Annotated in this window: 18 protein-coding genes, 1 tRNA gene and 1 other RNA gene; 6 read left to right on the top strand and 14 right to left on the bottom strand. The window is 69.9% G+C overall.

What is annotated here, in order from left to right; all coding sequences use genetic code 11:
• Positions 1 to 70: 70 nt before the first annotated feature.
• Both H507_RS0103005 and H507_RS0103000 read right to left on the bottom strand, forming a co-directional pair.
• A complete protein-coding gene (locus H507_RS0103005) occupies positions 71 to 1,720 on the bottom strand; it encodes a glycoside hydrolase family 10-like protein (protein ID WP_022909247.1) in 1,650 nt (549 codons plus the stop codon).
• 117 nt (positions 1,721 to 1,837) lie between these two features.
• Positions 1,838 to 2,614 carry an alpha/beta hydrolase gene (locus H507_RS0103000; protein WP_022909246.1) on the bottom strand — a complete coding sequence of 259 codons (777 nt, stop codon included), beginning with the start codon at positions 2,612 to 2,614 and terminating at the stop codon, positions 1,838 to 1,840.
• A 136-nt stretch (positions 2,615 to 2,750) separates the two neighbouring features.
• On the opposite strand from H507_RS0103000, the gene H507_RS14355 reads away from it, so the two are divergent.
• Positions 2,751 to 4,184: a threonine/serine exporter family protein gene (locus tag H507_RS14355; protein ID WP_022909245.1), complete on the top strand. Its 1,434-nt coding sequence runs from the start codon at positions 2,751 to 2,753 to the stop codon at positions 4,182 to 4,184.
• A 51-nt stretch (positions 4,185 to 4,235) separates the two neighbouring features.
• Here H507_RS14355 and recR read toward each other — a convergent pair whose 3' ends face one another.
• The 5 genes from recR to ffs all read right to left on the bottom strand — a co-directional run bounded on the left by recR (position 4,236) and on the right by ffs (position 10,151).
• The gene (gene recR, locus H507_RS0102990; protein WP_022909244.1) at positions 4,236 to 4,853 is read right to left on the bottom strand and encodes a recombination mediator RecR; all 618 of its coding nucleotides are present in this window, start codon (positions 4,851 to 4,853) and stop codon (positions 4,236 to 4,238) included.
• 1 nt (position 4,854) lies between these two features.
• Positions 4,855 to 5,166 (bottom strand): YbaB/EbfC family nucleoid-associated protein, encoded by a 312-nt coding sequence (locus tag H507_RS0102985; RefSeq protein ID WP_022909243.1) that lies wholly within the window; start codon positions 5,164 to 5,166, stop codon positions 4,855 to 4,857.
• A gap of 85 nt (positions 5,167 to 5,251) precedes the next feature.
• Complete coding sequence (locus H507_RS0102980; RefSeq protein WP_022909242.1) at positions 5,252 to 7,339, bottom strand: NAD(+) synthase; 2,088 nt, start codon at positions 7,337 to 7,339, stop codon at positions 5,252 to 5,254.
• Positions 7,340 to 7,362: 23 nt separating this feature from the next.
• The gene (locus tag H507_RS0102975) at positions 7,363 to 10,059 is read right to left on the bottom strand and encodes a DNA polymerase III subunit gamma and tau (RefSeq protein ID WP_084707606.1); all 2,697 of its coding nucleotides are present in this window, start codon (positions 10,057 to 10,059) and stop codon (positions 7,363 to 7,365) included.
• A 1-nt stretch (position 10,060) separates the two neighbouring features.
• An RNA gene (ffs, locus tag H507_RS17595) (signal recognition particle sRNA small type) lies at positions 10,061 to 10,151 on the bottom strand.
• Positions 10,152 to 10,255: 104 nt separating this feature from the next.
• Here ffs and H507_RS0102970 point away from each other — a divergent pair.
• Positions 10,256 to 11,140 (top strand): oxygenase MpaB family protein, encoded by an 885-nt coding sequence (locus H507_RS0102970; protein ID WP_022909240.1) that lies wholly within the window; start codon positions 10,256 to 10,258, stop codon positions 11,138 to 11,140.
• Positions 11,141 to 11,144: 4 nt separating this feature from the next.
• Here H507_RS0102970 and H507_RS17135 read toward each other — a convergent pair whose 3' ends face one another.
• Both H507_RS17135 and H507_RS17130 read right to left on the bottom strand, forming a co-directional pair.
• Entirely contained in the window at positions 11,145 to 11,801 is a 657-nt protein-coding gene (locus H507_RS17135; protein WP_022909239.1) for a response regulator, read from the bottom strand.
• Complete coding sequence (locus H507_RS17130) at positions 11,798 to 13,054, bottom strand: sensor histidine kinase (RefSeq protein ID WP_022909238.1); 1,257 nt, start codon at positions 13,052 to 13,054, stop codon at positions 11,798 to 11,800. The genes H507_RS17135 and H507_RS17130 overlap by 4 nt, the downstream gene beginning before the upstream one ends.
• A 154-nt stretch (positions 13,055 to 13,208) precedes the next feature.
• Between H507_RS17130 and H507_RS0102955 the strand changes: the two genes are divergently transcribed.
• The 3 genes from H507_RS0102955 (at position 13,209) to H507_RS0102945 (ending at position 13,983) form a co-directional block, all read left to right on the top strand.
• Complete coding sequence (locus H507_RS0102955) at positions 13,209 to 13,595, top strand: SHOCT domain-containing protein (RefSeq protein WP_026377684.1); 387 nt, start codon at positions 13,209 to 13,211, stop codon at positions 13,593 to 13,595.
• Positions 13,592 to 13,834, top strand: a complete 243-nt coding sequence (locus H507_RS0102950; protein WP_022909236.1) for an SHOCT domain-containing protein — start codon at positions 13,592 to 13,594, stop codon at positions 13,832 to 13,834. Before H507_RS0102955 ends, H507_RS0102950 begins: the two co-directional genes overlap by 4 nt.
• A gap of 61 nt (positions 13,835 to 13,895) precedes the next feature.
• A tRNA-Ser gene (locus tag H507_RS0102945) sits at positions 13,896 to 13,983 on the top strand.
• A 342-nt stretch (positions 13,984 to 14,325) separates the two neighbouring features.
• Here the strand turns inward: H507_RS0102945 and H507_RS0102940 are convergent.
• The 5 genes from H507_RS0102940 to H507_RS14335 form a co-directional block, all read right to left on the bottom strand.
• Entirely contained in the window at positions 14,326 to 15,999 is a 1,674-nt protein-coding gene (locus tag H507_RS0102940) for a glycoside hydrolase family 13 protein (protein ID WP_026377683.1), read from the bottom strand.
• Between the two features lie 50 nt (positions 16,000 to 16,049).
• Entirely contained in the window at positions 16,050 to 17,099 is a 1,050-nt protein-coding gene (locus tag H507_RS0102935; protein ID WP_022909234.1) for a Gfo/Idh/MocA family protein, read from the bottom strand.
• Positions 17,100 to 17,152: 53 nt separating this feature from the next.
• Positions 17,153 to 19,351 carry a sialate O-acetylesterase gene (locus H507_RS0102930; protein WP_022909233.1) on the bottom strand — a complete coding sequence of 733 codons (2,199 nt, stop codon included), beginning with the start codon at positions 19,349 to 19,351 and terminating at the stop codon, positions 17,153 to 17,155.
• Positions 19,352 to 19,453: 102 nt separating this feature from the next.
• Positions 19,454 to 20,356: a helix-turn-helix domain-containing protein gene (locus H507_RS0102925; protein WP_022909232.1), complete on the bottom strand. Its 903-nt coding sequence runs from the start codon at positions 20,354 to 20,356 to the stop codon at positions 19,454 to 19,456.
• Entirely contained in the window at positions 20,353 to 21,207 is an 855-nt protein-coding gene (locus H507_RS14335) for a phytanoyl-CoA dioxygenase family protein (RefSeq protein ID WP_022909231.1), read from the bottom strand. The genes H507_RS0102925 and H507_RS14335 overlap by 4 nt, the downstream gene beginning before the upstream one ends.
• Positions 21,208 to 21,373: 166 nt before the next feature.
• Here H507_RS14335 and H507_RS14330 point away from each other — a divergent pair, with 166 nt between their 5' ends.
• Positions 21,374 to 22,606 carry an MFS transporter gene (locus tag H507_RS14330; RefSeq protein WP_022909230.1) on the top strand — a complete coding sequence of 411 codons (1,233 nt, stop codon included), beginning with the start codon at positions 21,374 to 21,376 and terminating at the stop codon, positions 22,604 to 22,606.
• Positions 22,607 to 22,634: the final 28 nt, after the last annotated feature.

Raw genomic sequence — 22,634 nt, 5'->3', positions numbered from 1 at the left:
TCGTCGCCCGTTCGTCCCTGACCCCCTCTGGGGATTCGGACGTCGACTGGCGACGAGTTTCCGGGTTCGGTCAGCTGGCAGGTACGGCCGCGGACTCGTTGCTGCAGCGATCGGCGACGCTGACCCACCAGCGGTCACCGGTCGACGAGGGCGGCAGGGTGATGGTCTGCAGCCGCTCGTCCGGTGTGTTCGGCACCGCGGGCACGACGGCTGCGAGGTACTGGGTGTCCGCGAGGGTGGTCGGCGTGGCCGCCACCCCCTCCGGCAGCCGGTACACGAGCACGGATGTCGCCTCGGGTGACCCGTACAGCACGTTCATCCGGCCGCCCGGCAACAACCAGGCGCGCTGGGGGGTCGGCGGGGCCACGGCGTCCAGCCAGGGTGAACGTGGGGTCAGCGCCGGCTTGGAGTACCAGGTGCGGTTGACGATGCCGGTGGCGTCCAGCCGGTTGGCGCGCACGTCCTTGGCGGAGAAGTACATGTTCCCGCCGATCCGCGACCCGTACTGGGCATTCCACTCGAGGTGCCGGTTGAGTTCGAGCGGGTCCTTCCACGGCGGGTCGAAGTTGACCCCGACCTTGTAGGTCGCCTGCCCGATGTAGAGGTGCACGTTCCTGCCCTCGCACTGCTCGAGCCACCACTCGGCGACCTTGTCGTACTCGGCCGCCGCCAGGGTGAGGGACCAGTAGATCTGCGGGGCGATGTAGTCGATCAGTTCCTCACGCACCCAGCGACGGGTGTCGGCGTAGAGGTCGTCATAGGTCTGGGCACCTGCCGTGGTGTCCGAGCCCTCGGGGTCGGTCCCGACATTGCGCCACACCGCGAACGGCGAGATGCCGAACTGCACCGTGGGCTTGACGGCCTTGATGGCCCAGCCCAGCCGCACGACCAGGTCGTCGATGTTCGATCGGCGCCAATCCGCCAGGCTCAGGCCGTCGCCGTACCGGTCGTACTGCTCCTCGTCGTGGAAGACCTTGCCCGCCACCGGGTAGGGGTAGAAGTAGTCGTCGAAGTGCACGGCGTCGATGTCGTAGGCCGCGACGGACTCCATGATCACGTCGATGGTGTGCTGCCGCGCCTCGGGCACCCCCGGGTTGTAGTAGAGCTTGCCGCCGTAGGGAATGGTCCACTCCGGATGCACCCTCGCCGGGTGGCTGGGGATGAGCGCCGAACCGGCCTCGTCCATGGCGACCCGGAAGGGGTTGTACCAGGCGTGGACCTCGAGGCCCCGCGCATGAGCCTCGTCGATGCAGAACTGCAGGGGGTCGAAGCCGGGATCGACCCCCTGGGTGCCCGTCAGCCAGTGTGACCACGGCTCCAGGGCGCTGGGCCAGAAGGTGTCGGCCGTGGGACGAACCTGGTAGACCACAGCGTTGTGGTTCGAGGCTCGGGCCAGGTCGAGCCAGGCCACCAGTTCCGCCTTCATCTGGTCGGCGGAGAGGCCCCGCTTGGAGGGGAAGTCGATGTTGGCGACGGTCGCGACCCACATCGCGCGCAGGTCGAACTTGCGCAGGTGGGGGTCGGTGCCGGCGCCGTAGGGGTCACCCGGGGTGACGGCGGCCGGATCGGACGGCGGAGCTGCTGCCGCCGTCCGAGTCTGGCTGAGAGCGAGGGAACTGGCCGCGGCACCGACCGCGGCGGCGCTGATGAGCGAGCGCCGCGACAGTGCGGAGCCGGGCAGCAGAGGATCTCGGGACGGCAGGGAACCGTGGGGGGACATGGCGAACCTTCCGGGAGTCGGACCGCTCCCTGCGGAGCGGATTCGCCCAGCGAAACACGCCGGGGGGCCATGGGCCCCCGATTCGGCGGATTCGCTCGCCCGGTCACAGGGGCGTGTTCAGGCGAGCTTCTCGATGGGCAACCACGCGAGCACGTCCTGGATGGCTTGGTCCCAGTACCCCCACTCGTGCCCACCGGGCCGGTGTTCGATCTCGAGCGGCACCCCGGCGGCGGCGGCAGCGGCCTCGAAGTCCAGGTTGTCCTGGTAGAGGAAGTCCTCGGTGCCGCAGGTCGTCCACAGCTTCGGCAGGGAGTTCTTGTCGGCCGATCCCAACAGCCCAGCCAGGTCGTCCACCCCGCCCACCTGCAGACCCGCCTCGCCCCAGATGCGGTCGTACCACTCGCCGAGGCGCTCGCGCAGATCCGGGCTCGCCTTCCACAGGGCCCCCGACAGCGAGGCGGCGGCGGCGAATCGTCCGGGCTGGTTGAGGGCGAGTTTGAAGGCTCCGAACCCGCCCATCGACAGCCCCGCGACGAAGGTCTGGTCACGCTCGGTGGCCAGCTTGAAGGTGTCGTCGAGAACCGCTGGCAGTTCCTGCGAGATCCAGGTCCACCACTTCTGCCCCCGCGCCTCGTCGCAGTAGAAGCTGAGACCGGCATGGGGCATGACCACCGCCAGGCCGTACTCGGCGGCGTAGCGCTCGATCGAGGTGCGCCGCAGCCAGATGGTGTCGTCGTCACTGGCACCGTGCAGCAGCCACAGCACCGGTGGCGGGCCGGCAGCGGTCGCCCCCGCCATGCCGATCTGACCGCTCGTGCGCTGGGGCAGCAGCACCGTCACCGAGGTGCACATGCCGAGGGATTCGCTGAACAATTCGAGGCGGGAATGAATCATGACTCGACCCTAGGGTGCGGGCCGCCGATGCGCTCGAAGGGGTGCACCACTAGCATCAGGCTCGCACCGGCCCCGTCCACGACGTGGGCCGATCGTGCCACAGATGCCACGATCCCCAGACCACAGGAGAGCGACGATGGGCGACCCACGTGGCTGGCGTGACCGGGCTCGCGCCGTCTGGCAAGCCGGGCGCGACCAGACGCCCGCTCGCAGCGACGACGAGACGCTGCGACAGATGGAGGCCAGACAGGCTCGGATGGTGCTCGACATCGCCACCCGCCTCGCCTCGTTGTCACTGGGTGCGGGTGCCTCGGCCGCGGACGCCACCGCGATCGCGCTGTTGGTGGCCGACCACCACCACGTTCCCGCCCATGTCGACGTCACCTTCACCTCGGTCACCATGACCCACCAGCGCGGTTACGACGAGGACCCCATCACGCTGCTGCGCACCGTCCGTTCGCGGGAGACCGACTACCAGCGGCTCGCTCGCCTCGAAGGGATCGGCGCCGACATCGCCTCGGGACGACTGGCACTCGATGATGCCCGCCAAGCCGTACTGGACGAGTCCCACAGCCCCCGGACCTACCGCCGCTGGCTCGTCTCGACGGCCACCGGCGCGCTGGGGGGTGCGGTCGCGTGGCTGATCGGCGCCAACGGGCTCGAGATCGTGCTCGCTGCCTTGGTGTGCGGCCTGATCGAACGGGTGCAGGGGTGGGTCGCGCGCAGCCGGATGCCGGGCTTCTTCCAGCAGATCGCCGGGGCCTCCGCCCTGGGACTGGTCGCGATCGCGATCATGCTGGGACGTTCCACACCCTGGGTGCCGCTGTCGGTGTCACCGTCCATGGTGGTCTCGGCCGGCATGGTGGCGATGCTCTCGGGCCTCGCCCTGATGACCGCCGCACGCGACGCCATCGACGGGTACTACGTGACCTCGGGCGCTCGGATGGTCGAGGTGCTGCTGCAGACAGGCGGCATCATCTTCGGTCTGCTGACGACCCTGTGGGTCGGGCTGCGGTTCGGCGTTCCCGCCTACCTCACCCCGCAGGTGGGAGCACTCACACCCCTGCTGGTGCAGGTGCCCGCCGCCATGGTGATCTCGGTGTCATTCGCCGTCGTCTGCCACCTCGGGCCGCGGTCGCTCCCCCTCAGCGCCGCCCTGGGTGGGCTGGGAGTCGCCGTGTCGAGACTGCTGACCAGCCAGGTCGGGACGGCCGCCGCGGCCGGTCTTGGGGCGTTCGCCGTGTCGTTCATCGCCCAGTTGGGCACCCGCCGGTGGCGAGTGTCCCAGCTGGCCCTGCTCTCGGCGGGGGTGGTGTCGTTGCTGCCGGGCATGGTCACCTATCGAGGTCTGCTCGCCACCGTCCAGCTCAACCAGGGCCAGACGGTGCTGGCCTCGGAGTCGCCCCGGCTCCTGCTCACGGCCGTGTTGACGGCGGTCTGGTTGGCAGCCGGATCGGCGTTCGGGGCGATGGTTGCTCGTCCGTTCGGACTGCCGGACGACCCGCAACAGCGGCGCTCGCTGTTGAAGGCGTGGCGACGGAACGTGCCCGAGGCCTCGCGACGCCGCTGAGTCTCGAGGCTCGTCGGCGCCAGTGGCCGCACCAGCTGCCCTCGTCCGGCCTCAGACCTGCGCTGCAGGCGGGGACGCGACCACGCGGCGACCCTCGAAGGCTCGTCCGAGGGTGACCTCGTCGGCGTACTCCAGGTCACCACCCACGGGGAGTCCACTGGCCAGCCGGGAGACGGTCACCCCGGTCGGTGCCAACTGGCGGGTGAGGTACGTGGCCGTCGCCTCACCGTCGACAGTGGGGTCGGTGGCGAGGATCACCTCGCTGATCGCGGGATCCTGCAACCGGACGAACAGTTCCCGGATGTGCAGGTCGCTGGGGCCCCGCCCGTCGATCGGCGAGATGGTTCCACCCAACACGTGGTAGAGCCCCCGGAACTCGCGGGTGCGCTCGATCGCCATCACGTCCTTGGACTCCTCGACCACGCACAGGTAGCTGTGGTCACGGCGCGGGTCACGACAGATGGCGCACTTGTCCTCCGTCGAGACGTTGAAGCAGACCTCGCAGAACTTGGCGCGCAACTTCAGCTCGCGCAGGGCGTCCGCGAGGTGGTTCACGTCCTCGGTGGGCGCGTCGAGCAGGTGGAACGCGATCCGTTGGGCTGAGCGCGGACCGATGCCCGGCAACGTGCCGAGGGCGTCGATCAGTTCTTGCAGTGCTCCCTCGTACACCTCAGAAGCCGAGCCCGCCGGGCAGCTGCGGCATGACGGCGGCGGCCTTGGCCTGGAGCTGTGAGTTGGCCGAACGGACGGCTGCGAGCACGAGATCAGCCAAACCCTCGGCGTCGTCCGGGTCGATGGCTTCCGGCTTGATGACCAGGTGGGTCAGTTCGCCGGTGCCCAGCACGGTGGCGACGACCAGGTCGCCGCCTGCCGATCCGGTGAACTCGCTGGCGGCCAGTTCCTCCTGGGCCGTCTGCAACTGCGACTGCATCGCCTGCGCCTGGGCGAGCAGGGCGTTCATGTCCATGCCTTCACCGAACATGGCGTCTCCTCTGTCTGGGATGTCGAGTGGGTGGCTCAACCCCGGGTTGGTTGAGTGGGGTGTCGAGCCGCAATACCGGTCCAGCTTATGCGGACGGCACGTCGCGCTCGATCTCGTCGAGCCACAGCTTGGCCGACACGTCCGAGGGCATCCGCCAGTCCCCGCGCGGACTGAGCGTTCCGCCGGCGATCACCTTGGGGCCGTTGGGCAGGGCCGAGCGCTTGAACTGGTTGGTGGCGAACCTCTTCACGAACACCACCAGCCAGGCCCGAACCGCTGCCAGGTCGTACGCGACCCGCTGGTCGTCGGGGAACCCTTCGGGCCACTCCCCCAGCGACTCGTCATGCCAGGCCACCCAGGCGAGGTACGCGATCCGACGGGGACGCATGCCGTGGCGCAGCAGGTGGTGGAGCGTGAAGTCCTGCAGCGCGTAGGGACCGACCGAGGCCTCCGTCGACTGGGGTGTCTCGCCCTCCTTCGTGGGAATCAACTCCGGGGTGATCTCGGTGTCGAGGATGCTGGTCAGCAGGCCGTTGACGTCGTCCCCGAACTGACGAGACGAGACCACCCACCTGATCAGGTGCTGCATCAAGGTCTTCGGCACACCGGTGTTCACCCCGTAGTGGCTCATCTGGTCACCGACCCCGTAGGTGCACCAGCCCAGGGCCAGTTCCGAGAGGTCTCCGGTACCCAGCACGATGCCACCGTGATGGTTGGCGGCCCGGAAGAGGAAGTCGTAGCGGACCCCCGCCTGCACGTTCTCGAAGGTGATGTCGTAGACCTCGTGGCCGTCGCCGAAGGGGTGCTTGAGGTCCTTCAGCAACTGGGTCGCCAAGGGCCGGATGTCGACCTCCTCGAAGGTGACCCCCAGTGCCTCCGACAAAGCTTGGGCGTTGGACTTGGTGTGGGCCGTGGTCGCGAAACCGGGCATCGTGTAGGCGAGGATGTGGGTGCGCGGCAACCCCAGTCGGTCGCAGGCCTTGGCAGCGACGATCAGGGCATGGGTGGAGTCGAGCCCACCCGAGACACCGATGCAGATCTTCGGCGCCTTCTCGGGGTTGCCCCCGCCGATGGCCAGCATCCGGCGCTCGAGGCCCGAGACCTGGATGTTGTAGCCCTCGTAACAGTCCTGGGCGAGGCGGGCTGCGTCGTCCGGTACGAAGGGGAACCGGTCGACCTTGCGCAACAGACCCAGGTCGCCGGAGGGCGGCTGGAGTTCGGTGTGGACGACCGTGTAGGTCTCGTCCCAGCCCTGGGAGGTCAGCGCAGCCCGGTTGTCGTCGAAGGAGCCCTGCCGGAGGCGTTCCTGCCGCAGACGGTCCAGGTCGACGTCGACGACCGTTGCCTGCGCCTGCTGGGGGAATCGCTCGGTCTCCCCCAGCAGCGTGCCCAGTTCGTAGACCATGGTCATGCCGTCCCAGGACAGGTCGGTGGTCGATTCCCCGAACATGGCGGCGGCGTAGGCGTAGACGGCGTTGTCGCGGGACGAGGCGCTCCGCGCCAGCAGGTGGCGGTCGGCGGCGCGGCCGATGGTGATGGGCGAGGCCGAGAGGTTGAGCAACACAGTGGCGCCGTGCAGGGCCGCGTGCGCGCTCGGCGGCACGGGAACCCACATGTCCTCACAGACCTCGACGTGGATGGTGAGACCCGGCACGTCGTCCACCTGGAAGAGCAGCCGCGCACCCACCGGAACCCACGGGTCGGATCCGGGACGCACCCACTCGGGACGCTCGATCTCGTCGATCTCGAGGCTGGCGCCCGAGGCGAAGTGACGCTTCTCGTAGAACTCGCGGTAGTTGGGCAGGTAGGTCTTGGGGACGATCCCCAGAACCTCGCCGCGGTGGACGACCACCGCGCAGTTGTACAGACGGTTGCCGACCGACAACGGTGCACCGACCACCAGGATCGGCATCAGCTCACGGGAGGCGTGGACGATCTCGGTGATCCCGGCGTGCACGGCGTCGAGCAGGGAGTCGTTCAGCAACAGGTCGTCGATGGCATAGCCCGACACACCGAGTTCGGGGAACACGGCCACCGCCACGTGCTGGTCGTGCAGGACGGCGGCCTGCTCCAGGATGCGCTCGACGTTGGTGGCAGCGTCGAAGTCCGCGACGGGCACGGTGCAGGCGGCGACGCGTGCGAACCCCTGGGCGTAGCTGTTGCGGAAGTCCATGCCCGTGAGCCTAGTGGGGCTGCTCACCCCTCCTCGATGACCGTGCCACCCAGGTGCTTGGCAATCAGTTCGTGCGCCGACTCCCCCGAGTCGATCACCGGGTCGTCGTCCTCGGCCAAGACGTCCTCGTCGGCGTCGTCCTGGGGTGTGGTGGGTGAGCCAGCCGTGGAACTCGCCCGGGCCATCGGACGAATCGCCTCCTTCGCGCGGCGCACGTGCTCGCGTCGGCTGTCCTCGGACGCCCCCGGCTGGCTGCTCGGGCGGTTGCTCCGGGCGTTGTTCGGGAGAGCGGGGTCGTTGGCTTGGGCCGGTGAGGTCCGGTCAGGAGGGAACGGGCCACCGGCCGGGTCGGGGTCCTCGTCGGGGTCGTGCGGTGGCTCGGCGGGCAGGTCGTGCCCCACAGCGGACGGGTGCGCGGTGTCGGGCACCGCGTGCAGGTGGCGCGCCGACTCCTGCTGGCGTCCCGCCTCAGGCGCCGTCCTGCCCGAGGGCTGCTGGCTGGGGTGGGTGGGCTGGCCGCCGCGGGCCGCGTGACTGCGCTCGGTGCCGTCGACCACGGCGTTCACGTGCAGGTTGGCTCCGAGCACCTCGACCAGCGAGTCCAGGAGCACGTCCGGCGTGCCCCCCTGGGTGTAGTTGTCACGGGCACCCGGGTTGGCGAACCCGAGGGTGAGCACTCCATCGGTCACATCCAACACTTGGGCGTTCTGGCTGAGCAGGATCCACGAGAACCGTCGTCGGGAGCGCACCTCCTCGAGCACCCGTGGCCACTCGGCACGCAGGCGGGTGACATCGATGGTGCCCGGCGGCACCTGGGCCTGCGACCGCTTCGTCGACTCGTCCGTCGGCGGCGGGGTGGCGGCGCGCGGACCGGGGGCTCGCTGGAGGGAGCGCGGCTGCTCCCCGGCCGTGGGACTTTTCGGGGGCTGATCCGCCGGGCGCTCGTCCGACTGCGACTGGTGGGCCCGGCTCGCCGGCGATGGGGGTTGCTCGACCGGCCGCTCCTGCCCAGGGGTGGGAGGTCCCACCGGTTCCGTCGCGGCTGCGTGGCCGGCGGGGACGGGGTAGTCGGGGCGACCCTGGTGCACCCGCTCCTGGTCGGGCCACACCTTGGGCTCGAGGGGCTCCGGCTGCGTGGCGGCCCCTTGGCGGTCGACCGGCACGCCGGTGTCGGCGAGGCGTCGCTCGAGACGGTCGAGGCGGGCGTGCACACCTCGTCCGTCGACGTCGGCGCCGGGGAGCAGCACGCGCGCGCACATCAGCTCGAGGTGCAGCCGCGGGGCCGTCGTGCCCCGCATGTCGGTGAGACCCTGTGCGATCACCTCGGCCGCGCGGGTCAGTTCCCCGGCCCCCAAGCCTTGGGCCTGCACCGTCAGTCGGTCGGCCTGGTCGCCGGCGACGTCGATGAGGCCGGACGACATCGCGTCGGGCACCGCGGCCACGATCACCAGGTCACGCAGACGGCGCAACAGGTCCTCCGCGAACCGGCGCGGGTCCTGACCCACCTCGATGACCTTGTCGATGGTGGCGAAGACACCCTTGGCGTCACCGGCAGCGAACGCGTCCATGATCTCGTCGAGCAGGGTGTCCGGGGTGAACCCCAGCAGGCTGGCGGCCTGGTCGTAACTGACACCCCCCTCGCCGGCGCCACCCAACAACTGGTCGAGGACCGACAACGAGTCACGCACCGAACCGGCGCCGGCGCGCACCACCAGTGGCAGCACCGCGTCGTCGACGGGCACCCCCTCGGCCTCGCACAGTCGTCCGAGATAGCCGGAGAGCACCTTCGGCGGCACCAGCCGGAACGGGTAGTGGTGCGTGCGCGACCGGATCGTGCCGATCACCTTCTCGGGCTCGGTGGTGGCGAAGATGAACTTCACGTGGGGCGGCGGCTCCTCGACCAACTTCAGCAGGGCGTTGAAACCGGCCGACGTCACCATGTGCGCCTCGTCGACGATGTAGATCTTGTAGCGGCTGTTGACGGGCGCGAAGAATGCCCGCTCACGCAGGTCTCGGGCGTCGTCCACGCCACCGTGGGAGGCCGCATCGATCTCGATCACGTCGATCGAACCGGAGCCACCGCGAGCCAGTTCCCGACACGACAGGCATTCCCCGCACGGCGTCGGGGTCGGACCCTGCTCGCAGTTGAGGGCGCGGGCCAGGATGCGCGCCGAGGTGGTCTTGCCGCAGCCTCGAGGCCCCGAGAACAGATAGGCGTGGTTCACCTTGTTGTTGGCCAGGGCTCGCTGCAGCGGCTCGGTGACGTGCTCCTGGCCGATCACGTCCGCGAAGGTGTCAGGGCGGTAGCGGCGGTAGAGGGCCAGCGGGGCGTCGGGAGTCTGGGCACGAGGGGCGCGCACCGGCGCGGCCGGAGGGGCCAGACCGGGGGATGCGGCGCCGACCTCGGCGACTGAGGGGCCCTCGGCGTCCGCGGTGGCGACCTGGTCGGCCCAGGCCTCGTCCCGCTCGATGCTCGTGGCTGGGTCATCGGGTGCATCAGCCGAGCCGACATCCTCACCGGCGGTGTCGAGGTCTGACGACTCGTCGAAGTCGAACAGGCCGGGCCCGTCCTGCTCCGTCACGTCCTGGTCGAGATCGAAATCCAGGGCGTCGTCGTCATTGTCGTCAGTCACGGGACCCACTCTAGAGAAGGCTCCCGACACTTCCACCCGAACCGGACGACCGGAGCACTCCCCGGCGGACCTTCCGGACGGAGGCATGAAAGGGCCCCCGCGCACCCGACAGAGCTCACTTACCCTTGCTGTCTTCCGACCCTGGGGGAGTTGGGCGAGGTGCCGCCGCACGGGGGTTGCCCAGAAGTCTATCCGGTGCCCGCCCGCACCCCCAACTCCCCGGTGTTCACCGCCCGGGTCGTCGCCCCCGGGGGGTTCGCCCGCCCCGACTAGGCTGGACGACATGACCCGTGCCCCCGCCCCCCTGCAGCCCCTCTCCGCGTTGCAGTACCGGGTGGGACTGGCGGTGGTGGGTCGGGTCGGCGGTGACGATGCGCTGGGACGCAGGTCGGACACGGTCGACAAGCCCGGTCCCCGATGGTTCACGAGCACCGACCCCGTCTGGCGGGTGCACGATGACGCCGCCATGTTCTCCAGCGGCGTGACGGCGCTGCTGCTGCAGTCGCTGCACCCGTTGGCGATGGCCGGGGTCGCGGGCCACTCGGGCTACAAGTCCGACCCGTGGGGCCGATTGCAACGCACCAGTGACTACATCGGGCGCACCACCTTCGGCACCATCGACGACGCCGAGGCGATGATCGCGCGGGTGCGGTCCGTGCACGACCGCGTACGCGGCAAGGACTTCCGCGGACGCCCCTACCGGGCCGGCGACCCACGGTTGCTCGAGTGGGTGCACGTGGCCGAGATCTGGTCATTCCTCGCCGGTCACCGCGCCTACGGCGTCGACCCGCTCACTCCCACGGAGCAGGACCGCTACGTCGAAGAGAGTGGCCACGCCGCAGCCAAGTTGGGGGTGCTCGACCCGCCCACCACGGTCGCCGGACTCGAGGCGGCCATCGACTCCTTCCGCCCCGAACTCGAGGTCTCGCCCGCCGCGGTGGAGACCGCCCACTTCCTGCTCGAGGACCCGCCCCTGCAGTGGTGGGCTCGTCCCGCCTACGGGCTGCTGGCCGCCGGCGGACTGGCGATCCTCCAGCCCTGGGCCGCGCAGATGCTCGGACTGCGCCAGCCCCGTGGCGGACGAGCCCGCGGACGGATCGGGGTGGCAGCGGTGCGCTGGGGCCTGGCCGGAGTGCACGGGAGCAGGGTGCCCGGACCGACCGAGTGAGCCCTCAGGCCAACCCCGATTGGTAGGCGATCACCACCAACTGGGCGCGATCCCTGGCCCCCAGCTTGCCGAGGATGTTGCCGACGTGGGTGCGCGCTGTGGCCTTGGAGATCACCAGTCGGCCGGCGATCTCGTCATTGTTCAGGCCCTCGGCCACCAGCCCCAGCACCTCCTTCTCCCGCTCGGTGAGTTGGTTGAGACCCGGGTGGGGGCGTGCCCGTCGTCCGTGGCCAGCGGGTGAGGCGAAACGGCCGATCACCCGCTTGGTCACCGTGGGCGAGAGCATCCCCTCTCCGGCTGCGGCAGCGCGCACCGCACGGACGATCTCGTCGGGCTCGGCGTCCTTGATCACGAAACCCGAGGCACCGGCCTCGAGCGCGGCGAAGACGTACTCGTCCAACTCGAAGGTCGTCAGCATCACCACCTTCGAGCCCGACAGTGAGGGATCCTCGACGATCTGCCGCAACGCCGTCAGACCGTCGAGACCGGGCATGCGGATGTCCATCAGCACCACGTCGGGGTGTTGGACGCGCACCAGGGGGAGGGCCTCGGCCCCGTCGCCGCCCTCGGCCACCACCTCGATGTCGCCCTCCGCATCGAGCAGCGCGCGCAACCCCATCCGGACGAGCGGTTGGTCGTCCACCAGCAGCACGCTGATCATGTGTCAGTCCCGGCCGGGACGACACCGGGTGGCGGTTCGAGCGGCAGGGTGGCCATGACCGCGAACCCCGTCGGCCCGGCGTCGATGGTCATCGTCCCCCCGATCGCGCGCACCCGCTCACGCATGCCTGTCAGACCATTGCCCTCGCGGATCGGGAGGGACGGAGCACCGGTGTCGGCGACCCGCACCCTCAGGTCGCGGCCCACGACGACCGCCACGACGGTGATCGGTGAGCCGGGGGCGTGGCGCAGGGCATTGGTGACGGACTCCTGGACGACGCGGTGCGCCACCGACTGCACCACGGCGGGAACCTCCGCCGGATCCCGGAGTTCAGTCAACGTGACGGAGACACCGGACGAGGCCACCTGCCGCACCAGACGTTCGATGGCGACCAGACCGGGGGTGGGAGCGAGCGGTGCCTCATCGGACTCGCGGAAGACGCCCAAGGTGGTGCGCACCTCGGCGAGCGCTTCCTTCGAGGTCTGCCGGATCGCCTCGAGACTGCGTCTCGCCTGGGTCGGGTCGGTGTCGAGCACTCGCAGCGCGACTCCCGACTGCAGCGAGATCAGCGACAGGGAGTGCCCGACGACGTCGTGGATGTCTCGGGCCAGGCGCAACCGTTCGGCCCGTGCCACCCCCTCGAGTTCCAGGGCTCGTTCCCTCACCCGTTGCCCCCGGCGGGCCAGGAAGGCCGCGGCGGCGACCAGGGGGAGGGTCGTCCACACCAGCATGGTCGCGGTGGTGAACACCGAGACCCACGGGTGACCGTCGCCCAGACCGTTGGCGAGGTAGGCGGGCACCAGCGCCACCAGCCAGGGCCACAGCCGGGCGGGGGCGAGGTGTGAAGGGTGGCGGTCCGACTCCGCGCTCCCGGGCGTGGTCACGGGAACGGACGAGAGGATCAGCAACCGGACCCCGAGGACGATCGCTGCCACCACGGCGGCGACCGGGGATCCACCCGCCGCGAGGTAGCCGGCCACGCCGACCAGCCCCAGCACCCAACCGGTGCGGGGCAGCACGCGACCGAGCACCACCGCGACGGCGACGGTCGCGACCGCAAGCTGGACGATGGGCGACCAGGTCAGCTCGACCTCGGGACGCATCCGGCCCCGACCCATGCCCATGCCCATGCGGTCGGGGGTGGCAACGGCCACCCACGCGATCGACATCACCCACCCGACTGCGACGGCGAGGGCCACGTCGAGCAGCCACCTCCACCCGTGCGCGCGGGTGCGCTCGGTCAGTGCGGGCATCCCTGTGGTCACATCTTGAGCCTACGAGGCCGGGGCGGCGATGACATCGGTTGTCGGGACGAGATTCGACTACGTCAGTTGACGTAGGTCTCGTGGTTCAAAGATCAACACCGTGACCGATGTGCGCGCGGCCGGCGCGGAGTTCACTGGATGCATGTTGACCACACTGCTTCCTGCACTCCAGCTGCCGCTGCTCGAGATGCACATGAACCGTGGCCCCATGGGGGGCCACCACGGATACGGATTCGGATTCCTCGGATTCCTGCCGGGCCTGCTGCTGGTGCTCGCCCTGATCGTCGTCGTCGTGCTCCTGTTGACGAAGGGACGGGTCGGGCCGATCCGGCTCGACCGCACCCGCAACGGCTCGACCCCCGGACCGGGTTCGGGCTGGACGTCGGCGAGGGCCGCCGAGGACCAGGCCTTCGAGACGCTGAAGATGCGTCTGGCCACGGGCGACATCACTCCTGAGGAGTTCCTCGAGCGCAGTTCCGTGCTCCGCAGCCCCTCCGGAACCACCCCTCCGCCGAAGGCAGACCAGTGATCGTCGGCGCAGCCGTCGTGCTGCTGGTCGTGCTGCTGTACACGCGGGGACGAGTGGGACCCCTCACCTGGGCGGGCCGGGAACACCTCGCGGGCCAGTCACACCCACGGATGCTGGGTGCTCGTCCGTCGGCACCGGAGAAGCCGTCTCCCTCCGAAGTGCTGGCTGGGCGCCTCGCCGACGGTGAGATCACCCCTGACGAGTACCTTGAGCGCTCCGCCCTGATGCACGAGCGCTGACGGTCACCGCCGGTTCGCGCCGGTTCGCGCCGGACGAGCGGGAGCCTGTAAGCTGCCCGGCGGAGGATTCGCCTAGTGGCCTATGGCGCTCGCTTGGAAAGCGGGTTGGGTGCAAGCCCTCACGGGTTCAAATCCCGTATCCTCCGCCAGCCCTGAACAGCTGGGATTTCCGACCAGTTGTGGATCAGGGAAACGCCCCGTCCGGCCTCGAGCCGGGCGGGGCGTCGTGCTGCCGGGGTGGTTGGAGCCGGGGGTTGGATCGGTGCCGCAGGTGCCGACCGCTCGTCCACCTGCCCGCGTCCGGCGCACCTGCCCTCATCGCGCACCACCTGCCCGCGTCCGGCGCACCTGCCCTCATCGCGCACCACCTGCCCCCTCGCGGTGCACCTGCCCTACCCCTGGACGGGGGCAACTGCAACGAACGAGGGCAGCTGGGGCGAAACGAGGGCAGCTGCTGCAGCTCCGGGGCAGCACCCCCAGCCCCGACAACGTCAGTCCTCCACCAGCACCCAGGCCGTCGCGTCCCTGGGCAGTCGTCCGTCCTCCAACCGAACACTGCTCACCGCCACCGTCCCGTGGGGCAGTTCAACTGGAGCGCCCCCGAAGTTCGACACACAGTGCCAGCCACCCGGCCGGACGAAGTGGAGCACCGACTCGTCCGGATCGGACACCCAGGCGAACTCCTCCTCGCTGGTCAGCGAACGCCGCAACGACAATGCCCGTCGGTACATCGACAGGGTGGAGTCCGGGTCGTCCGCCTCGACGCTGACCGCGTAGCGCCCGAACCAGGCGGGCTGGGGCGGTTGCGCACCACCCGGTCCGAAACCGAAGGACGGCCCGTCGGGCGTCCAGGGCAGGGGAACGCGGCAGCCGTCGCGTCCCTTGGCGGTGCCACGCGAGCGCGTCGCGATCGGGTCCTGCAGGGATTCGGGCGGCAGGTCGGGCACCTCGTGCAGGCCCAATTCGTCTCCCTGGTAGACGTAGGTGGCGCCGGGCAGTGCCAGCAGCACCAGGGCTGCGGCGCGGGCGCGGCGCTCACCCAGGGCCAGGTCGGCCACGGGCTCCGCCCCGTTGGTCAGCAACCACCGCTGGCCCACCTGATGGGAGTTCAGGTCGGGGTCACGGGGCAGTCCGTAGCGGGTGGCCACCCGCAGCGTGTCATGACAACCGAGCAGCCAGGTGGTGGTCGACCCGCTGACTCGCATGTCGGCAAGACCGGCGTCGATCACCGCCCGGAACTCGTCCGGTTGGAAGCCCGCCTCCTGCATCTGGAAGTTGAAGGCCTGCCCGAGCCCCTCAGGGGAGGCGTAGCGGGCGCGCCGGGTGGGATGGACCGCTGCTTCGGCGACCGCGAACCGGGGCGGGTCGTACTCGTCGAACACCCTGCGCCAGTCGGCGTAGATCTCGTGCACGCCCTCGCGGTCCCACAGGGGGTGGGTGCCGTCGGCGCGGGTCACCTCGGCCACCTCCGACCACGGGGCGAACGGCTCCGAGAGGTCCTTCACCAGCCCATGGGCCACGTCGATCCGGAATCCGTCAACGCCTCGGTCCGACCAGAACCGCAGGGTGGTGCGGAAGTCCTCACGCACGCCGGGGTCGTCCCAGTTGAGGTCGGGCTGTTCCTTGGCGAAGTAGTGGAAGTACCACTGACCGTCGCCGACCGGCTCCCACGCCGGTCCCCCGAATCCCGACTGCCAGTCGTTGGGCGGCTCGGCGCCGCCGGGCCCCCTGCCGTCGCGGAAGATGTAGCGCTCCCGCTCCGGAGCCCCTCGTCCGCTGGCCAACGCCTCCCGGAACCATGGGTGACGGTCGGAGGTGTGGTTGGGCACGATGTCGGCGATGATCCGCAGCCCGGCCCCGTGCAGCGCGGCCACCATGTCGTCGAAGTCAGCCAGCGTTCCCAGGCGGGGGTCGACGTCGCGGTGGTCGTCGACGTCGTAGCCGCCGTCGGCCAGGGCCGAGGGGTAGAAGGGGCTCAGCCAGACTGCGTCCACCCCCAGGGCGGCGAGATGCCAGACCCGGGAGGTGATGCCCGGCAGGTCCCCGATGCCGTCGCCGTCGGAGTCCGCGAAGCTGCGCGGATAGATCTGGTAGACCACCGCCGACCGCCACCAGTCGACCCCTTCACGGAGGAATGGGAACCCGCCAGCACGCATCACTGCCATGCACGGAATCTAGTGGAGGCACGTCCCGCCTGACCGGCGGTGGATGCGAGTCAGACAGCGAACCCGCGCTTCTCGGCCTTCTGCTGGGCCGTGATCGCCAACCGCATCACCGTGAACATCTGCTGCTGCTCGGCCGCATCCAGTCCGTGCGACAGTGCCCGCACCAGGTCGGGGTAGTAGTCGAGGGCGACGTCCTCACAATTGAGGTACTCGGTGCCGTTGTCGTCGACGACGAACAGGTGGTCGCTGCCCTCACGCCCGGCGATGTCGACATACTTGCGCAGCTCGATGTAGCCCTTGGTGCCGAGGATGATCAGTCGCCCGTCGCCCCAGGTGGGCAGGCCCTGCGGGGTGAACCAGTCCACGCGAATGTAGCCCTGGGCATCGCCGGCCTTGAGCAGGATCTCGCCGAAGTCCTGCATCTTCGGGGTGTCGGGGTGGGCGAAATTGCCGACGGCTGAATGCACGACCTCACCGTCGGAATTCCCCGTGAACCACAGGAACTGGTCGATCTGATGTGAGGCAATGTCGCAGAGGATGCCCCCGAAGCGCGAGTCGTCGTAGAACCAGTCGGGACGCCCCGTCGCCCCCGTGCCCAGGTGCACGCGGTCGATCTCACGGTGGGGGCCGAGGCCCAAGGTCTGGACGACGGTGCCGATCCGCCCCTCACGCACCAACTGGCCAGCCTTCGTGACACTCGGCACCTCGAATCGCTCCGAGAACGTGACCGACCAGAACTTGCCCGACTCCTGGACGGCCCGCTCGATCTCGTCCAGTTGCTCCGTCGAGATGGCACCCGGCTTGTCGGTGACGACGTGGTGCCCGGTGCGCAGTGCCTTGACGGTGATCTCGGAGCGGTCCCCGGGCACTGCAGCGGTCACGACCAGGTCGATGGTCGCGTCGTCGTACAGGTCGTCTGCATTCTCGACCCAGGGGAACTGGGGCCAGGTCTGCTTCACCGTCTGGGCGACAGCGGACGAGGGGTCACCCGTCCACAGACCGACCAGCTCACCCCCCTGTTCGAGCAGGCCCTTGACCTGCCCGAAGATGTGGGCGTGGTCGAGACCGATGGCGGCGAAGCGGAAGGGTGCAGGGCTCATGGTCCCCACCCTAGGAAGGGGCCCGGACGGGCCCCCCGGCTTGCCAAAGGTTGTCAGCCCCGCACCCGCACCCCGGCGAACGCGAGCATGCCGGCCCCGTCGCCGGTGCGGACGAAGGCGCCGGCCCCCACGTGTCCGAGGTAGCGCACTTCTGCGCCGGTGGGAACAGCCGTCGCACTGGTCAGGCGGAGCCGTCCAGACTCGAAGGCCACGGAGGTCGGCGTCACCCCGTCGACCCGGAAGTCCTGCTCCACCCCCGGTTCCACGGTCAACGGGTCGGTCGCGCGCAGGCTCAGCCACACCACCCGCGGGTCGGACGGATCGAGTCGGGCGCCGGTGACGTCGGGGGCGAGGACTCCGCGTCTGCTGCCGCCGTACAGATCGGCCGCCAACACCCGGTGGTTCCAGTCGCCCAGGGTGCGGTACCCGTTCTCGAACGCGAAGTGGCAGCCGATCTGGGCCGTCAGTCCCTGGGTGGTGAGCACCCGCACGTCGAGCTGCTGCCCCAGTTCACGCTGGCGCTCGCGCAGATTGATGGCGGTGGCCGAGTCGCACGGCGAGACCCGCACCTGGTGCTGGTAGATGCGTGGGCCGTCGAGGTCGTCGCGCCAGTCGCTGACCAGCTGGGTGAAGCCGGCCGCGTACACGTCGGCCTGGTCGTGGTCGCCCTCACCCTGGTACCAGAGCACCGCCGACAGCTGCGACTGGACTCCTGCCCCGCGCAACCTGAGGATCGTCCGCCCGTAGTTCGTGTCAGGATCGGCCGCCCCATCGGGCGAGCGTTGGAAGAACGCGACCGGACGACCACCCTCGCCCCCGTTGATGATGGCGACCGGCACCCGTTGCTGGGTGACGATGCGGTGGCCCAGTTCTGCCGCCCACTGGCCGATGGAGCCCGCATTGCCCAAGGTGTCGGCGATGCCGCGGTTCCACTGGTCGTCGGCGAGGCTGACCGAGGTCAGAGGGGTCTGCGACCCGAAACTGCGCACGAACTCCGATTCCACGGCGTGCGCGGAGCCCTGCACCTGCGCCGCCACCGCGTTGGACTGTCCCTGCACGAGCAGCGCGTCACCGGCGAGCACGTCCTCGGCCCGCCACGCCAGCCGGGTCACGCCGTCCAGGGTCGAGCGCACCTCGAAGGTGGTGCCGACCAACGCAACAGGCACCTGCACCCGCACCGTGAATCGTCCTTGGGTCAGCTTCAGCTGCTGGGTGGACGATCGACCCGCCCGGCTGGTGACCAGGGCGACCGTGGCGCGAGGGTCGGTGACACGTCCCGAAATCGTGGTCACGACCTGGGTGGCACCCGGTGCGCGAGCCAGGAGTTGCATCGGGCGGGGACCGTTCTCGACGACCGCCGTCGCCTGTCGGGCGAAGAAGGTGAGCCTGCGCATCGAGTACTGGCCGGCGTCCTGGGAGAAGGTCCAGTCGGGGCTGCCCGGAGCCGGGGCGGTGCCGATCCCGACGTCGATGCCGCCTCTGCCAGCCCACCCGTTGAGCGCCAGCACCGTGCGGGAGGCCCCGGCCCCCGGGGTGCGCGCTGTGGTGTCGACCTCGTGCACCTGGAATGAGCCGTACTCCCCACCACTGGGGGTGTCGTCGGAGTCGTAGCTGTGGTCGGACGGGTAGTCGTCGCCCGTGTACGGGCCCGGAACCTGCCGGGAGGCGGTGGCGACGTAGGAATTGGGCCACATCTCGAGCCACCCCTGCCCGTGCTGCACTGCCGTGACCGCAGGGTCGTTGCTGGACACCGTGAGGTCACGCGCGGACTGTCGGGTGATCTCACCCACCCTCACCGGCATGGCCAGGTCAGAGGCCTTGCCCGTGGGCAGCATCGAGGCGAACGCCCACCGGGGCGCCTGGCTGCTCCCCTTCGTCGTGCCCTCGCCCGCTTGAGGCCCACCGGACGAGGACGGGCCGCCGAGTTCGAGGCAGTAGCCGACCCTGTCCGGCACGAATCCCTCGGGCACCCGGTCGTAGGACCAGACCGGTGGCGTGCTCGTCCAACTCGCTCGTTCGGGCACGTCGAGCACCCGCATCGGCACCAGCCCTTCGGCCCTCGCCTGCTTGTCACAGCTCGTCGAGGGAAGGCCGTCGGCGCCCGTCGACACCACGGGACGGGGTTCAGGGGCCCGATCGCGGGCGAGTCGCTGTGCCAGCACTCCGGCCGCAGCCACGGCGAGGGCCAAGGCCGTCACCAGGCTCACCAACACCCAGGCGGGAACGGGCAACGGACGATGTCGGCGTGGCATGCGTCCTCCCGTTCCGGCTCACCCGGGGGCTCCTCGGGCTCCGCCCATCCTCCCGCGCTGGAGGAGGCTGGCCAAACCCGCTGACCAGCGACACCGTCCGGTTCAGCCCAGGTGCACGGTGCCGTTGGTCCGGCGGAAGTCACGTGGGGACTGCCCCGTGACGGCCTTGAAGGCGGCGCGGAACGAGGGCAGGTCGGTGTAGCCCACCTCGGCTGCGACGCCACCGACCACGGCGTCGTCCGCGCGCAGCAGCCTGGCTGCGCGTTCGATCCGCAACCGCCTCAGCACGGTCATCATCGACGCGCCGCCGTGCCGGTGGAAGAGTCGTTCGGCCTGCCGGTCGGACAGGTGCGCAGCCGAGGCGACGTCGCGCACACTCACCGGCTGGGCCAGGTTGTCCTGCAGGAAGCGGTGCATCACGGCATACGACTGCTCGCTCCGGTCGAGGGCCGGCGGCTCGGTCACCAGTTCCTCGGCCTCGCTGAAGGCCCGTCCGGTCTCGACCACGAGGGCCGCGCCCAGCGCCCGGGTGACCGGCCGGTGGCCCGAGCGGAAGGAGCCCGCCTCGGCGGCCAACGCCTGCAGCAGCGCGGGCACCTGCCCCACCCGGCGCGAGACGACCGCGCCGCGGAAGAGTCCCGACCACCAACCGCCCTCCCCCACGCGCGGGGCTCGCCGCCCCGGCGTCAGGTCGAAGCCCCAGAAGCTGATCCCCAAGGGGTCATCATGGTGGGACTCGATCTCGTGCAGCACCCCACGACGGGCGAGGAAGAGGTCCCCGGCCGCGACGGAGAAGCTCTCGTCACCGTGGCGGAACACGCCACTTCCGGAGTTGGCCAGGCAGACCTCGAGGTAGGTGTGCCGGTGCCAGTGGTTCCGCCACCACACGCCACCCAGGTCGGCTCCGGGGAAGTACCCCCAGTCGGTGAAGTCGACCTCGAAGCCCTCGACCCGGGTGGCGGTGAGGCGTCCGATCAAGCCGGAGACGTCACGGTCTTCGCTCATCCACCCATCATGGCGGGCGCACCGGCGGCGGGGGCCGGGGGTTCGCCACCGGAGCGTCCGGTCGGGTCGACCCCGGCCAGGATGAGCCCCTGCCCCAACGAGTGGTCATGGGTCTTCACCGTGGGACGGTCGGCCGGGTCACGGAACTGGACGAGCCAGGTCGTACGGGCCTCGTCGGAGACGTTGACCCCGGACGCGTGCACCGTCAGGTAGGGGAAGAAGATGGCGTCCCCCGCCTCGCACTCGATGTCGACTGCTGTCGTCGGGTCGATGTCGTTGAGGTGGAAGCTGCCCTCGGGGTCGTGCTCCAGCGGGCCAGCGAGATGGCTGCCGGGCACGACCCTGACGCAGCCCTTGACCACGGGGGCGTCATCGAAGTGGAAGATGACGGCCCCCACCTTGTGGTCGCGGTGCGGGAAGAACGGGTGGTCCTGGTGGAAGGGGAAGGGCGAGCCGTTGGCCGGCGGCTTCACGAACGCCTTCGTGTGGTGCAACTGCAGGTTGGGGGTGCCGAGTGCGGCGGTCGCCACCTCGGTGAACCGGGGGTCGACCAGCAACCGGGTGAAGGCGGACGAGTAGAACTGCGCGTCATGCAGGTGCTGCAGCGAGGTCTTCTGGCCTCCCGCGACACCGGCGGCCGATGCCCAGGTGGGGTCGTCGCCGCGGTTGAGGGCCGCCAACAGCCGGTGGGTCTCGGCGCGGTAGGCGGCGGCCTCGTCCTTGCTCAGCAGCCCCCGCACTCGCACGAAGCCCTGCTCGTTGTACTGGCGGGCGTAGTCGGCCAGTTGGTCGGGGTCGTACACCGAGGACGGCGCTGTCAGGTCACGCTGCTGGGTGGCAGTGATGGTCATGGGGTCTCTCCTGTCGGGTCGATGTCTCGACGCTAGGCCCGGGCAGGAGGGACGACAACGGGGCCGACAGCCGGGTACCGGGGGCGATCCCGCCATCGTCCGGTGACCACTGAGCGAATCCGCGGGCACCCTCGCACCCGAACTGAACACCTGCCAAGGTGAGCGGGTGCAGCGATTCCTGGTCTCGAGTTCGGCCCTGCTCTGGGGACTGCTGTTCAGCTTCCTGGGGCCAACCCTGGCGTTGATCCTCACCGAACTGTTCAGGGCGACCCCGCAGCAGGTCGGCTGGATCCTGGGCATCTACAACGGCCTGGGGCTGGTGGTCTCACTGCTGATCCCGGCCTGGGCCGACCGACACGGCAACTACCTGCGGCCGATGCTGGTGTGCGGGATCGCTGCGGCCGCCTGGTGCGCGGCCCTGCTGATGACGCATTCGTTGGTGGTGGCGTTCGGTGCCCTGCTGCTCCTGGCGGCGCCGGCGACCGTGGGCATGACCCTGCTGTTCGCGCACATGCGCCACGCCGGATTCACCGCCTCGGACGTGTTGAGTGTGCGCGCCTGGGTGTCCTTCGCCTGGATCGCCGGTCAGCCGCTGGCGACCTTCTCGATCGGCGCCTGGGGCGCCCGCTCGGTGCTGTGGCTCATCCTGGGCACCTCGGTGCTGGTCTGCGCCGTGACCGTCGGCCTGCAACTGACCCGTCCCCGGGTCACCGCCGAGGACCATGCCGCCCATCGCCGCGAGGAACCAGAACTTCACATCTCACGGCTGTCGCTGGTGGCCATCTTCGGTGCCTTCGTCGCGCTCAGCGCCGCCAACAGTGGCACCGTCGCGGTCACCCAGTTGCTCGTCCACGACTACCGCGGACTGCCCGTCATCTGGGCCGGCATCGCGTTGGGGCTGGCTGCCGGACTCGAGATCCCTGCCCTGTTGGTGCTGGGACGACTCAACCGACGGTTCTCCTCCTTCGCACTGGTGGCCTCGGGAGCGGTGAGCTTCATGGCCTACTACACCGGCATGTCGCTGGTCAGGGACCCATGGCTGCTGCTGCCGCTGCAGGCCCTGAAGTCCTGGGGGTTCGCCACCATGACCGGGGTGGGGCTGACCCTGTTCCAGGCCGTGATCGCGCGACCGGGTCTCGCCTCGGGCCTGTTCAACAATGCCTCGAAGGTGGGGGCCATCGTCTCCGGGGCCCTGATCGCGCTGGGGGCCAACCAGACCTGGAACTACCCGGGGGTGTTCTACCTGGCGGTGCCCACGGCCTTCATCGGACTGGTGCTGGTCGGGGTGGCTGCGCGGTCGGCCAACGGTGGGGCGGGCTCCGCTCCCACCGCTCCCGCAGCCCCCGGCCCCCCCGCACAAACTTCACCTTCCGGGACGAACTCGCGCGCTACAGCCTGAGAGTTTGCCGGCAGGTGGACCCCCGGCC

This window comes from Aestuariimicrobium kwangyangense DSM 21549 (assembly GCF_000421525.1).
Lineage (GTDB): Bacteria > Actinomycetota > Actinomycetes > Propionibacteriales > Propionibacteriaceae > Aestuariimicrobium > Aestuariimicrobium kwangyangense.
This window is presented reverse-complemented; position numbering and strand designations above follow the sequence as displayed.

Excerpts from the sequence above, each read along its gene's own strand:
- H507_RS0103005 (WP_022909247.1), bottom strand. The coding sequence starts at position 1,720 with ATGTCCCCCCACGGTTCCCTGCCGTCCCGAGATCCTCTGCTGCCCGGC.
- H507_RS0103000 (WP_022909246.1), bottom strand. The coding sequence starts at position 2,614 with ATGATTCATTCCCGCCTCGAATTGTTCAGCGAATCCCTCGGCATGTGC.
- H507_RS14355 (WP_022909245.1), top strand. The coding sequence starts at position 2,751 with ATGGGCGACCCACGTGGCTGGCGTGACCGGGCTCGCGCCGTCTGGCAA.
- H507_RS0102985 (WP_022909243.1), bottom strand. The coding sequence starts at position 5,166 with ATGTTCGGTGAAGGCATGGACATGAACGCCCTGCTCGCCCAGGCGCAG.
- H507_RS0102980 (WP_022909242.1), bottom strand. The coding sequence starts at position 7,339 with ATGGACTTCCGCAACAGCTACGCCCAGGGGTTCGCACGCGTCGCCGCC.
- H507_RS0102975 (WP_084707606.1), bottom strand. The coding sequence starts at position 10,059 with ATGCCTCCGTCCGGAAGGTCCGCCGGGGAGTGCTCCGGTCGTCCGGTT.
- H507_RS0102970 (WP_022909240.1), top strand. The coding sequence starts at position 10,256 with ATGACCCGTGCCCCCGCCCCCCTGCAGCCCCTCTCCGCGTTGCAGTAC.
- H507_RS17135 (WP_022909239.1), bottom strand. The coding sequence starts at position 11,801 with ATGATCAGCGTGCTGCTGGTGGACGACCAACCGCTCGTCCGGATGGGG.
- H507_RS17130 (WP_022909238.1), bottom strand. The coding sequence starts at position 13,054 with ATGCCCGCACTGACCGAGCGCACCCGCGCGCACGGGTGGAGGTGGCTG.
- H507_RS0102955 (WP_026377684.1), top strand. The coding sequence starts at position 13,209 with ATGTTGACCACACTGCTTCCTGCACTCCAGCTGCCGCTGCTCGAGATG.
- H507_RS0102940 (WP_026377683.1), bottom strand. The coding sequence starts at position 15,999 with ATGGCAGTGATGCGTGCTGGCGGGTTCCCATTCCTCCGTGAAGGGGTC.
- H507_RS0102935 (WP_022909234.1), bottom strand. The coding sequence starts at position 17,099 with ATGAGCCCTGCACCCTTCCGCTTCGCCGCCATCGGTCTCGACCACGCC.
- H507_RS0102930 (WP_022909233.1), bottom strand. The coding sequence starts at position 19,351 with ATGCCACGCCGACATCGTCCGTTGCCCGTTCCCGCCTGGGTGTTGGTG.
- H507_RS0102925 (WP_022909232.1), bottom strand. The coding sequence starts at position 20,356 with ATGAGCGAAGACCGTGACGTCTCCGGCTTGATCGGACGCCTCACCGCC.
- H507_RS14335 (WP_022909231.1), bottom strand. The coding sequence starts at position 21,207 with ATGACCATCACTGCCACCCAGCAGCGTGACCTGACAGCGCCGTCCTCG.